Source organism: Hyphomonas sp. UBA3195 (assembly GCF_002366485.1).
Lineage (GTDB): Bacteria > Pseudomonadota > Alphaproteobacteria > Caulobacterales > Hyphomonadaceae > Hyphomonas.
In genome coordinates, this window is the sequence record NZ_DEXB01000047.1 from 1 (window position 1) to 12,552 (window position 12,552).

Consider the following 12,552-nt stretch of genomic DNA (forward strand, 5'->3'; position numbering starts at 1 on the left):
TGGGCAATGATTTCGTGGTCGTTCTCGAGTTTAACGCGGAACGTCGCGTTCGGCAGCAGTTCCACGACTGTGCCTTCGAATTCAATCAGTTCTTCCTTCGACATGCAGTCTCCAATAAAGGGCGGTCCATTGCGCCGCCGAAACGCATATAGGGGGCGCATAAAGGTTTGCACGGATTCCGGCAAGATTTGAAGTTCAGCAAAATGCCCCGTCATGCGGGCATTTTCAGCGTATTCCCGCCCGTCTCTTGCAGACGCGACCCTGTTTCGCACCATCTTAATGCTTATATTCGCATATTGGCTGATACGCCGCCCGCAACAATCACTACGAGCACATCCTGATGAAAGCCCAGCACAAACCCCAGACGAAGGATGCCTTTGACCTCATGTCGGAGCGCATTCACGAGGCCTCAGAAGTGCTGAAGGCCATGTCGAGTGATACGCGGTTGAAGATCATGTGCGCGCTGAATGAGGGCGAGCACCCTGTTCATCAGCTGGCCGACATGACCGGCCAATCGCATTCCGCTGTATCCCAGCACCTGGCAAAGCTGCGTGCGGCCGGTCTGGTTGAAAGCCGCAGGGATGCGCAGACGATCTATTATCGTTGTGCGGGCGGGATCGGCCGGGCGCTGGTCGACACGCTGTGCGCCTATTACCGCTAGGCCTGTTGCAGCAACGCCATATTTGAAAACATCCTTTTGAATCAGGATACGTTTTCGATACAGATTCCTGCTATAAGACCCGCATGTCGCAGTCACTGACCCGGGCGAGTTTCGAACTCCACCAGATTGAACCGATCCTGTCATGGGCCGGAACGTCGGGTGTGGACGTTGACGGCCTGCTGGATCGACTGGGCATCGATCCGGGCAAACGCACAAGCCAACCCGGCACGCAGATTGATCTGGTAGACTATTATCGCATCCAACGCGAGATCGCCCGGTCCTTCGACGACCTGACTGCGCAACTTTCTGAACGAAAGCTGCTCTACCAGACCGGCACATTTGTCGTGACGCAGATTCAGGCGGCCTCGACCCTGCAAGACGCAATCCGGAGCCTCGCTTCGCATTTCAACATGATGCATGGCGGGCGCTACAACTATGTCCGCCAGACCGACTCGATGCTGGCGCTGGTGGTGGATGATTCGACTTTCCCCTATCGCTTTCGCGATGATCGTGCGTTGACGCATTTCGTCGGCGACGCCTTGCTGATCAAGACTCATGCCCTGCTCGACAGCCTGACCGGCGGCGCCGCAGGCCGGGCGCTCAAACGGGTGAGCCTGCTCAGGAACCGGAATGATGACGGCAATGGCCAGCTGCAATTCTGGCAGGTGCCCATCGGCTACGGTCATGCAGCCTATGAACTGATCTATGATATCGACATAGCCTGCGAGACCATTCCCGCCACCCCGGAAGTCGATCTGACCGCTGACGGGATTTTCGCGCGCGTCATCCGCCATCTTGAAGCCATCGCGCCCTCTTCCGACTCGCGAAGCTATTCGGTGCGCACAGCCGACCTGATCTCGGATGGACACGAAACCCAGCAAGCTGTCGCCCGGCATCTGGACGTGAGCGTTGCAACCTTGCGCCGCCGCCTGAGCGAAGAGCACACAAGTTTCCGGGACATCCTCCAGGAAAGCCGCGCCGAACGGGCCGGCCTGATGCTGGCACAAGGCACAAGCGTCACCCAAGTTGCGGAATTTCTTGGCTATTCCGATGTGCGCGCCTTCAATCGGGCGTTCAAGAAGATGCGCGGTGTTTCGCCTGCCGTCTATGCCAGGTCCAGCATGGAAACTGCTCAAGCCTGACGCGCCTGAGCGAAAATGTTCACTTGTGTTGAGCCCTCAGGTCATCGCCCAAGCGCGCATGTTCTGGATAAATCCCGTCAAATACAAAGAATCCTCGGGAGGAAAAATTGGGAAATCACAAAATGAATACGCTGAGATTCGGTCTCGTGTCGGCGCTGGCGCTGACCGCGGGCCAGTACGCTGCGCACGCGCAGGATGCGGATGATGAGGCCCCGGAAGAGGCCCGCACGCTAGGCCGGGTGACGGTTACCGCCCAACGCCGCGAAGAAGACCTGATCGATGTACCGCTGTCCGTTTCTGCGTTCAGCGCTGACCAGCTGGAAGCCACCGGCGCGGTCGATATCACGTCCATCCAACGTTCGACCCCGAACGCAACGATCGAAGTGGCACGCGGCTCCAACTCCACCCTGATCGCGTTCATTCGCGGCGTCGGCCAGCAGGACCCGCTCTGGGGCTTCGAGCCCGGCGTCGGTCTCTACGTTGATGATGTCTATATTGCACGCCCACAAGGCGCGATCCTGGACATTTTCGACATCGAACGGATCGAAGTCCTGCGCGGACCGCAAGGCACGCTCTATGGCCGCAACACGATTGGCGGCGCGATTAAATACGTCACCGCCAAGATGGACGACGAGCCGGACCTGAAAGCCAAGGTCAATGTCGGCTCCTACAGCCAGCTCGACACGATCGTATCCGGTTCGGTACCGCTCAGCGACACATTCAAGGTCGGCGGCGCGATCGCCAACTACCAACGCGACGGTTACGGGGAGAACCTCTTCACCGGCGCAGACCATTACGACAAGGACGTCCTCGCCTATCGCGTAAGCGCCGAATGGGCACCGACCGACTCGCTGTTCTTCCGCTTTGCCTATGATAAATCTGAAGACGACTCCAACGCCAAGCATGGCCATCGCCTGATCCCGAGTGGCGACGGCACCCTGCCGGTCACGGATAATGTTTATGACACCCGCGCCGGTATCGGTGATGACAACTCTGTCGAAACCGAAGGCTACTCCCTCACCGGCGAGTGGGACGTCAATAACGAGATCACGCTAAAATCGATCACGGCCTATCGTGAAGGCGCAACAGTTACGCCGATCGACTTCGACGCCCTGCCCGGTCAGGATTTCGATGTCCCAGCTTACTATAATGACGACCAGTTCAGCCAGGAATTCCAGATGCTGTACAATGGCGTCCGCCTGTCCGGCGTTGCTGGCATCTACTATCTTGATGGCAGTGCCGACGGCGCATTCGACCTGTTGCTCAGCGCGCTGGGCCTGACGGTCTATCAGGCTGGCAAGCAGGACAAGGAAAACTTCTCCGTCTACGGCGATTTCACCTATGATGTGACTGACCAGTGGAGCGTGTCCCTCGGTGGTCGCTTCACCAAGGATGAAACCACTGCAGACGTGACGCGTGAGCTGTGGCTCGGCATGGGCTCCGGATCGTTCGATCCGACCAACACCAGCTCGATCTTCTTCGTCACCCAGACCGGCTATGAAGGCCTGAACCGGGAAGACGAGGAGTTCACTCCGCGCATTTCGGTTTCCTACAAGCCAACGGACGACCTGAACATCTACGCAACCTACGCTCAGGGCTTCAAGGCAGGCGGCTTCGACCCGCGGGCACGTGCTGACCTCGATACGCTGGGACTTTCACAGGAAGGCTTCGGACCGGAGAAGGTCGACAGCTATGAACTCGGCATCAAAGGCAGCTTCTTCGATGATCGCCTTTTGCTGAACACAGCCGTCTTCTTTGCTGAATATACCGACCAGCAGATCACGGTTCAGAGCGGCGCGGATTCCGACAATGACGGCGTCAACGACACGTTTGTGTCGTCGGTCTTCAATGCGGGCTCCTCGGAATATACCGGCCTCGAGCTTGAGGGCAGCTGGTTCATCAATGACGAGTTCACCCTGATGGGGAACCTCGGCTATATCGACGCCGAAATTCAGGAAATCCTGTCCGCTGGCACCAATATCGCCGACCAGTTCGTGACACAGAATACACCGGAACTGCAGGGCCAGCTCTCGCTGAATTACATGCGCGACTTCGGGCCTGAATTCGGTGCGATCTCGATCACAGGATCGGCTTCCTATCGCGATGCCTATTATCTCTTCAACGTGGAGAACCCAGGCTTCGCTCCGGGCACGAACGTGCTGTTCCCGAATGGGGGTCCGGCGCTGGATCCGGACTCCTATACGTTGCTGGACCTCAGCTTCGTCTGGACATCGCCGTCCGAGCGCCTGCGCTTCGGTATCCACGGCCGGAACCTCACGGACGAGGAATACCGCGTCGCAGCCTACAACTTCGTGACGCCGAGCCAGCTTGGCTTCGACAGTGCGTATTCGGCCTTCTACGGCCCGCCGCGCACGCTTACCGCCTCAATCTCGGTCGACTTCTAGTCAACTGAGCGGACCGGCGACCTTTACCTCCGTGGGTCGCCGGTCCGTCCCTTCCAAACCTTGCAGATACCGGTAACCGCTTCGGCGTAGCCTGAAGGACAGCCATGACCGATCTCGCGGCCCCACCCTCTCCGACGTCCCGTAATGCATCTCGCGCCTATGTGCTGGCATTGCTTACGCTGGTCTACACATTCAACCATATCGACCGGCAGGTCCTCGTGATCCTGCTGGAGCCGATCAAGGCTGACCTGAAACTGGACGACGCTCAACTCGGCTTGCTGACAGGCCTCGCTTTCGCGGCTTTCTACGCAACGCTCGGCATTCCGATGGCAATGTGGGCCGACCGGGGCAATCGCCGCACGATCATTTCTCTCTCACTGGCCGTCTGGTCGGGCATGACCGCGGTCTCCGGCCTTGCTCAGAATTTCTGGCACTTGCTGGTCGCCCGCATGGGTGTTGGTGTGGGCGAAGCAGGCGGTACTCCGCCGGCCACATCCATCATTTCTGATCTCTACGCGCCTCACGAACGCGCCACCGCGCTCGGTATCTACACGACGGGGATTGGCTTCGGCATCCTTGGCGGTTTCGCACTGGGCGGTTTGGTGTATGAAGCGTTCGGCTGGCGCGCGGCATTCTTTATCGCGGGTATACCCGGCCTCATCCTGGCCCTGCTGGTTCGCTTCACACTGAAAGAGCCGAAACGCGGTGCCATTGAACAACGCGTCGATGATGGCGAAGCGCCATCGATTGGCGAAACCCTGAAATTCATTTCAGGCCAAACGTCATTCTTGTTGTTGTTGTTGGGCTGTTGCCTCATCTGTGTCTCGGCAAACGCCTTCCTTGTCTTCACGTCCAGCCACCTCCAGCGCACCTTCGATGTCGGCCCTGGGGATGTCTCCATTCCACTCGGCCTGTTGATTGGTGGCGTCGGCGGGGTCGGCGCAGTCGTCGTCGGCAAGATCTGTGACCGCATGTCTTCGAAGAACCTGGCCTGGCGCCCGTGGACAATTGCAGCCTGTGGCGCGCTTGCCCTGCCATTCGCGTGGCTGTTCCTTCAGGCAGACAGCATCGGTCTTGCCTATGCGTGGAACGTGGTGCCGAGCTTTGTCGGCCTGATCTATGCCAGCGTTGCCTATACAGCCTCTCAAGAATTGGTGGGTTTGCGCATGCGCTCCTTCGCATCTGCCTTCATGCTGCTCTGTCTGACCCTGATTGGCATTGGCGGCGGCCCGACCTTTGCTGGCTGGCTAAGTGTTCAGTTCTCTGATGCAGGTTCGACGACCCCGCTGAAATCGGCGCTGGAAATCATCCTCCTGCTGAACGCTGCGAGCATCCTCTTCCTGGTCCTGTCGGGACGCTATTATGCCCGCGACGCTGCCCGCGCGGCCAAGCTGGTCTGAGCCCCGCCATGGAAAAACGGGATATCTTCTACACCGCGCATGACGGACTGAAACTTTACGCCGCCGAATACGGCCCACATGACAGCGACATCACAGTGTTGTGCATGCATGGCCTGACCCGAAACCATAAGGATTTCGAGCCAATGATACGCGGTTTAGAATTACCCGCTCGGTACATCTCGGTCGATGTGCGCGGCCGCGGCCGGTCGGATCGCGATCCGAGTGGCGAGACCTATGCGCCGCCCGTTTATGTGCAAGACATGGCCACACTGATTGACCACCTGAAACTGGACAATCTGATCCTGGTCGGCACATCGATGGGAGGGCTGATGGCAATGCTGATGGCCAAGGCTTTCCCGGATAAAATCAAGAGCATCGTGATCAATGATGTCGGGCCCGAAGTAAATCCCGCGGGCCTCAAACGCATCGCCGGCTATGCTGGCGGGAATGAAACATTCGACAATCTGGACGATGCCGCTACAGCAATTGGCCGAACACAGGCGAGCGTCTACCCGGACTATAACGCAGACGACTGGCTCGAATTTGCCAAGCGAACTTGCACGGTACGCGATGATGGAAAGATTATATTCGACTATGATCCGGTAATTGTGCGGGGCATGGGCAGTACGAAGCCGAGCTGGCGCGTCAACTTCGCGATGTGGCGTATCTACTCGGCGCTCAAGGCCATCCCGCTACTGATTGTTCGCGGTGAAACCTCGGATATCCTCACAGAAAAAACCGCGAACCGCATGCTGAAACGGCATAAGGGCAGCCGATTGCTGACTGTGCTGGGGCGCGGCCATACGCCGTTCCTCAATGAGCCGGAATCGCTACATGCGATCAGGAAGTTCATCTCAACAGCGCTTAAATGACACTTCCAAAATAGAGAAGTCAGGTGCCACTTCGCTGTCCTCCGCTGGAGGTTGTCGTACGCCCGCCTGCTCGCTCGCTGGACATCAGTCTTTCATAAGCAGAGACATCCCCTGCGACCCGCCCGGCAACGGCGAACCTGAAACTGATGCTTTCAAGATCCTGTGAGGAATTCAGGATAGCCATCAATTCAGCTTTGGATATGGCCTTGATGTATTCTTCAAGCGTCAGCACGCGCGTTACACGCGCACGAGCGAGCGCCAATGGTTCGTGAACCTCATGTCGCTGCAGGGGCCAATATGGATCAATCAGCGTTCGCCGCTTCCGCTGGCTTACGCGATCACGCAACAGGGAAATCATATCGGTCTTTGGTAGCGTTGAAAAAGCCTGAACTTCCGCCCAGGACTGGCCGACGCTATCCGGTAAACGGACCTCGACAGGACTGACCAGCAGACCTGCCTGACGTGCCCGCTGCCCTGCCGACTCTTTCGCGGTCCAATAAGATAATGGAGCCGCAAGGACCATGCCGACCGTTGCCGGAGCCAGCCAAGCCGCGTAGACGGGTGAGATTGCGGTAGCCGCCATCATCAGCGCCGCACCCAGCAGCGTGGCTGGAATATTATGGCGCAGCGTCGCAAGGAAGCTGTACCCGCCCTGCGCGCGTTCCTGCGGCGACCATCCGCTATCCTTGCCCCGGAAGACATTGATAACTGCGCCCGTTTGCGTCGCCATGAGGATCGGGGCGATCAGGACCGACAATGCTGTCTCCGTCAGAGCGCCGAGAATCGTCTTGCCGACGCCCACGGACTGACGCCACTCGCGCGACACCAGTCCGTAGACCAGCCCATACATCTTGGGAGCAAACAACAGTCCCATTGTGACGAAGAAGAGGGTCAGGGCACGCTCAGAGTCGATCACTGGCCAGGTTGGGAAGAGCGATGCCTCATCCCCAAAATACGCGGGTTGCATGAAGCTGTTCTGGAGCGACAACAGCATACCAAGTGTGATGAAGACCAGCCAGAGCGGTGAGGCAAGGTAGGAAAAGATGCCTGTGATGAGGTGGAAGCGATTGGTCCAGCTGAGCCCGCCTGTTTTCAAGAGAACTGCCATGTGCTGCATATTGCCTTGGCACCAGCGTCGGTCGCGCTTGACCAGTTCAATAATAGTGGGCGGCCCCTGCTCATAGGATCCGCCGATTTCGGGGCGAATTTCCACATTCCAACCAGCGCGGCGCAAGAAGGCGGCCTCGACGAAGTCATGGCTCAGGATCGAGCCGCCAAACGGCGCTTTGCCGGGCATCTCCGGCAGTCCAGCAGCCTCGGCTAGAGCTGAGATTCTGATGATGGCGTTGTGCCCCCAGAAATTGCCTTCATTCTGCGCCCACCAGGCCATCCCACCCCCAAGGATCGGACCGTAGAGCGCAGACGCAAATTGCTGACAACGTGACAGCAGGGTGCGCCCACCGACAAGCTGAGGGATGGTCTGGATCAGCGCAGTATGAGGCGCGCGCTCCATCTCCTCCACAAGATGCACAATCGTGTCACGCTCCATATAGCTGTCAGCGTCGAAAACGATCATATGGTCGTAGCGCCCACCCCACCGCATAACGAAATCGCGAATGTTACCGGATTTGCGATGGTGATTGATGGTGCGCCGACGATAGCGAACAGGAACATTGCCCCTGACCGTTTTTAACAATTCTGTATACGCCACCTCTTCCGCAAGCGCTATTTCGGGATCAGTCGTGTCGCTCAGGATGAAACACTCAAAGATACCCGGCGCATCTTCGAGCATCCGCGCCGTAGCGGACACAGTTGCGAAGACATCTTCAACCGCCTCATTGTAGATAGGAAACGTAAGGACGGTGCGCACGTTTCGGATACAGACGGGGTCAGCCGAGCGCGCCGCATGCCTTGGCGTCACGGCACAGGCAAAGCCAATGGTTGCGTTCACGAAGGCAAAGCAAATCCAGCTGATATTGATTGCGAACACAAACAGCAGAACCCATTCCAGCAATGTCATTCCCGACACTGCTAGAACCTCGTACATCTCCCGCGTGGTCCAAAGGGTCAGAAGAACTGAAGCCCCCAGCACGAACAGCTTCCGCCAGACATGAGACGTGGTGCCAGCCCGCACACTGGCAATCCGGGACTGCAAGGGCTGGTTGGGCATGGTAAGCGGAAATTCCGTCGGGCGCGGGCGAAGGTCCGTCATTTTGTGCTCCACCGATAAAGCCACGTCTCCGTCAGCGGGCGACTGCCCCGCATCACAACCGCACGCAGTTCCGCCATGTCCGCGCCTTCGGGATCGAGCTCGAAACTCATCCGGTAATTGTCACTGGAAGGGTGGCGCCGCATCACCGGATTGAGGATCTTTCCTGCTGATGTGCTGATCTCCAGTTCGGCATTCTCGAAGAACCCTTCCGGGACATCCTCGTAGTCGAGCACGAACATGCGCGCCTTGCCGCCTGGCTTACGGCCAGCACGCGTGTCCGACACGGACATGACTTCGGCCAGGGCACCCGGCCTGTGTCCCCAGTTCATCGTATAGGAAATCGTATGTGTGCCACCGGGTCGCCAACCGGATGCCGGGCGCCAGAATACGGCGATATTGTCATTGTACTCGTTCACCGTAGGAATCTCGACGAGCATCAACTGACCTTCGCCCCAGTCTCCATGCGGCTCCACCCAGACGTCCGGACGCTGATGATATGCGGCCTCAACATCCGAATAGTCATCAAATTTCCGATGCCGCTGCAGCAGGCCAAAGCCCATCGGCTGTGTTCCTGCCAGCACCGATACTTCCAGATCGGCGGGGTTCTGGAGAGGACGCCAAACCCATTCGCCGTTCGACATCTGGATCGCTAACCCCTCGGAGTCGTGCACGGCTGGGCGAAAATCATCGCCCTGCTTGATCACGTCATGTGGCGAAAAATAATACATGGAGGTCAGTGGTGACAGGCCGACACCATCGATTTCCTTTCGGGGGAAAAAAGTCGCCTCCACTTCGACTTGGGTGCGCGGACCCGCCGAAACCTCGAAGGCAAACGCGCCCGTTACGCTCGGGCTGTCCATGAGCGCATAAATGCTGACGCCCTGAGACGCAGGGTCTGGACGGACAACCCAGAACTCGCGAAACGCAGGAAATTCCTCCCCATCCGCAGATGCGGTTCCAATACCCAGCCCCCGCGCCGATGCGCCGTACACGCTGCCCGCTCCCAATGCCCGGAAGAAACTAGCGCCCTTGAAGCTGAGCACTTCATCGAACTTCCCGGCCTTGTTGATGGGCGCCAGCAATCGCAAACCTGCAAAGCCAAGTGTTTCCCGCGTCTCCTCGGACAGGGGCAAATCCTTGAAATCAAATGCGTCGGCAGAATAAGTGTGGGGCGTGACGGTATCCCCGTCGATAATGTTAATGCGGACCTCTTGATCAAACAGGTAACCACGAGGATCGAACAAGACACGCGATCCTGTCGCAGGGTCGGACCACCCCATGTCGCCAGCAACCGGAAGGATGCGTCGGTACTGATCATAGTTCAAACGCTTCGCATCATCCGGAAGGGGTCGAGATGGCTCATATGGCTCTGCGGCCAGCCGCCGGGCCTTCTGACGTATCTCAGGCAAGCCAAATGCAGCAACGGTACTGGCTTCCGCCATATCTTCGGGCTGAGGCCGCACCGGCACGGATGCCGGCTCGGGCTGGACGCGTTCCAAGTTGTAAATAGATGAAGGTGCTGGCTGGCTCTTGGCTGGCGGCACCTGCTCGGATGGCTCTGATTCTGACGGGAGGATCGGCGCCTCATCTATAGCCATCGGAGCTGATGTATCGTCGGCGGGAGAACACGCAACGAGAAGCATCGCGAGTGTGAACACACGAATACATTTCGGCCGAAACAAAAATTGCCTGCTCAAGTCTCACCTATTCGCCAGCTCGCGCCCCCATGATCCCCATCATGAATGCTGCAGCGCAATACATTCCGAGACGAATGAATGAGCGAGCCTGCGAATGGTTGCAAAATGGGCCGCCCGATCCGGGATTGGTCGGATCATGGGCGGCCCAACTTAGCCAATTGAGTCTAGTCTAGTCGTTGCTGGAGATCCTTCATGACACCTGAAAAATCGAGCCCGCCATGCCCTCTAGTGTCCAGATCCTGATAGATTTTTTCCGCCATTTCACCCAGCGTCACCTCTGCCCCGGCGGCCCTTGCTGCAGACGCCGCCAGATGAAGATCTTTTAACATCATCGCGACCGCAAAACCGGGCTGATAGTCCCGGTTTGCGGGCGAGGTGGGCACCGGCCCCGGCGCCGGGCAATAGCTCGTCATGCTCCAGCACTGGCCGGAGGCTGTGGAGGAGATATCAAAGAAGGTCTGCGCGTCGAGACCCAGCTTTTCCGCGAGATTGAACGCTTCACATGTGCCTATCATTGAGATGCCGAGCAGCATATTGTTGGCGATCTTGGCCGCCTGGCCGTTCCCGCTGCCGCCGGCATGGAAGATATTCTTGCCCATTACGTCGAGGATCGGCTTGGCCTTGGCATAGGCTTCATCGGGGCCGCCCACCATGAAAGTCAGCGTACCGGCATCTGCCGCAGCCGTCCCGCCGGAGACAGGCGCATCCGCCATCAGGAAGCCTGCCGCGTCGGCCTTGGACGCCGCTTCGCGGGCATCCTCCACCGCAATGGTCGAGCAATCAAGAAAGAGCGCGCCCTTGGCTGCATGGGCCGCCACGCCGTCATCGCCGAAATAGACCGACAGGACATGCTTGCCGGCTGGCAGCATGGTGACCACAATTTCGGAGTCCTTCACCGCATCCGCAATTGTGGCCGCAGCAACTGCCCCATGGCCTTCAGCGGCCTTCACCGCTTCGGCATTGAGGTCGAAGGCACGGACCTCATGGCCCGCCTTGCAGAGATTGGCACACATGCCCGAGCCCATGTTTCCGAGCCCGATAAATGCGATCTTTGTCATGCGATACTCCCTTGTCCCCGCGCTCTTGCGGCGTGGTGTTTATGCACTCCGGTGCAGGCTTATTTGTCCTTGAAGTCCGGCGCGCGCTTCTCTGTGAAGGCGGCCATGCCTTCCTTCTGGTCTGCGGTTCCAAACAGGCCCTGGAACAGGCGGCGCTCGAACTTCACGCCTTCAGCGGTGGAGACTTCCAGCGCGCGGCCGACCATCTCCTTGGCGGCCATGATGGACGGGATGGAGTAGCCGGCGATTTCCTTCGCCGCGCCCATGGCCGTATCCATCAACGCGTCATGCTCGACTACGCGAGAGACGAGGCCGATCCGGTCAGCCTCAGCGGCGTCGATCATGCGGCCGGTGAGCACCATGTCCATGGCTTTGGCTTTGCCGACGGCCTTGGTCAGGCGAATGGAGCCGCCCATGCCGGGCGTGACGCCCAGCTTGATTTCCGGCTGGCCGAACTTCGCCTTTTCGGACGCGATGATCATGTCGCACATCATGGCCAGCTCACAACCGCCGCCGAGCGCGAAACCATTCACCGCCGCAATCACCGGCTTGCGGCATGCTGCGAAACGATCCCAGAGGCCGAAGAAATCCTCGACATACATGTCGGAGAAGCTTTGCGGCTGCATTTCCTTGATGTCGGCACCGGCAGCAAAGGCGCGGCCCTCGCCGGTCAGCACGCTGACGGCAATGTCCTTGTCGCGGTCAATGCGCGCAAAGACGTCGGCAACTTCTGCCATGACCTGTTGGTTCAGCGCATTCAGGCTGTCCGGCCGGTTGATCGTGACCAGCGCGATGCGGTTCGAGTGTTCAAAAGTGATCGTGTCGTAAGTGCTCATCATTCAATCCAATCAGAAGCAGTGGGTTTCAGCTCGCATTCCATTCGGTGCGCCATCTGTTCCGGTGTCGGCGTATCGGCATACACACCGCGCTGGGAATAGGTACAAACACATTCCTTGGATGCCTTCAGCCATATGCCACCACCATCCGCGCAACTATCGCGTTCCATCCATCCCAGCACAAACACGGCAAAGCCAGCGACTGCAGCGATGATACCTAATCGGAAAACTAGCGAGGCGGCTTTCTTCAAATCTCTATCCCATCGTCG

At 58.5% G+C, this 12,552-nt stretch carries 10 protein-coding genes and 1 pseudogene; 5 read left to right on the forward strand and 6 right to left on the reverse strand.

Features of this window, described 5'->3' with window-relative positions; translation table 11 throughout:
* Nucleotides 1–104, reverse strand: a pseudogene (locus tag B2344_RS14490) (translation initiation factor IF-1); the annotation flags it as partial.
* Between the two features lie 236 nt (nucleotides 105–340).
* Here B2344_RS14490 and B2344_RS14495 point away from each other — a divergent pair.
* The 5 genes from B2344_RS14495 (at nucleotide 341) to B2344_RS14515 (ending at nucleotide 6,480) form a co-directional block, all read left to right on the forward strand.
* Nucleotides 341–661 (forward strand): ArsR/SmtB family transcription factor, encoded by a 321-nt coding sequence (locus B2344_RS14495; protein ID WP_233347512.1) that lies wholly within the window; start codon nucleotides 341–343, stop codon nucleotides 659–661.
* An 83-nt stretch (nucleotides 662–744) separates the two neighbouring features.
* Entirely contained in the window at nucleotides 745–1,803 is a 1,059-nt protein-coding gene (locus B2344_RS14500) for a helix-turn-helix transcriptional regulator (protein WP_290482689.1), read from the forward strand.
* Between the two features lie 122 nt (nucleotides 1,804–1,925).
* A complete protein-coding gene (locus tag B2344_RS14505) occupies nucleotides 1,926–4,208 on the forward strand; it encodes a TonB-dependent receptor (protein ID WP_290485468.1) in 2,283 nt (760 codons plus the stop codon).
* Between the two features lie 104 nt (nucleotides 4,209–4,312).
* Nucleotides 4,313–5,608: a spinster family MFS transporter gene (locus tag B2344_RS14510; protein ID WP_290479430.1), complete on the forward strand. Its 1,296-nt coding sequence runs from the start codon at nucleotides 4,313–4,315 to the stop codon at nucleotides 5,606–5,608.
* A gap of 8 nt (nucleotides 5,609–5,616) precedes the next feature.
* A complete protein-coding gene (locus tag B2344_RS14515; RefSeq protein ID WP_290485469.1) occupies nucleotides 5,617–6,480 on the forward strand; it encodes an alpha/beta fold hydrolase in 864 nt (287 codons plus the stop codon).
* 19 nt (nucleotides 6,481–6,499) lie between these two features.
* On the opposite strand, the gene mdoH is transcribed toward B2344_RS14515, so the two are convergent.
* From mdoH to B2344_RS14540, 5 genes are all read right to left on the reverse strand, one after another.
* Complete coding sequence (gene mdoH, locus B2344_RS14520; RefSeq protein ID WP_290485470.1) at nucleotides 6,500–8,692, reverse strand: glucans biosynthesis glucosyltransferase MdoH; 2,193 nt, start codon at nucleotides 8,690–8,692, stop codon at nucleotides 6,500–6,502.
* The gene (locus B2344_RS14525) at nucleotides 8,689–10,290 is read right to left on the reverse strand and encodes a glucan biosynthesis protein (RefSeq protein WP_290485471.1); all 1,602 of its coding nucleotides are present in this window, start codon (nucleotides 10,288–10,290) and stop codon (nucleotides 8,689–8,691) included. The genes mdoH and B2344_RS14525 overlap by 4 nt, the downstream gene beginning before the upstream one ends.
* Nucleotides 10,291–10,553: 263 nt before the next feature.
* Nucleotides 10,554–11,447 carry a 3-hydroxyisobutyrate dehydrogenase gene (gene mmsB, locus B2344_RS14530; protein ID WP_290485472.1) on the reverse strand — a complete coding sequence of 298 codons (894 nt, stop codon included), beginning with the start codon at nucleotides 11,445–11,447 and terminating at the stop codon, nucleotides 10,554–10,556.
* Between the two features lie 59 nt (nucleotides 11,448–11,506).
* The gene (locus B2344_RS14535; protein WP_206993235.1) at nucleotides 11,507–12,283 is read right to left on the reverse strand and encodes an enoyl-CoA hydratase-related protein; all 777 of its coding nucleotides are present in this window, start codon (nucleotides 12,281–12,283) and stop codon (nucleotides 11,507–11,509) included.
* Nucleotides 12,283–12,552, reverse strand: a 270-nt coding sequence (locus tag B2344_RS14540; protein ID WP_290485473.1) for a hypothetical protein, incomplete at its 5' end; no start/stop codon positions are given. The genes B2344_RS14540 and B2344_RS14535, both read right to left, overlap by 1 nt.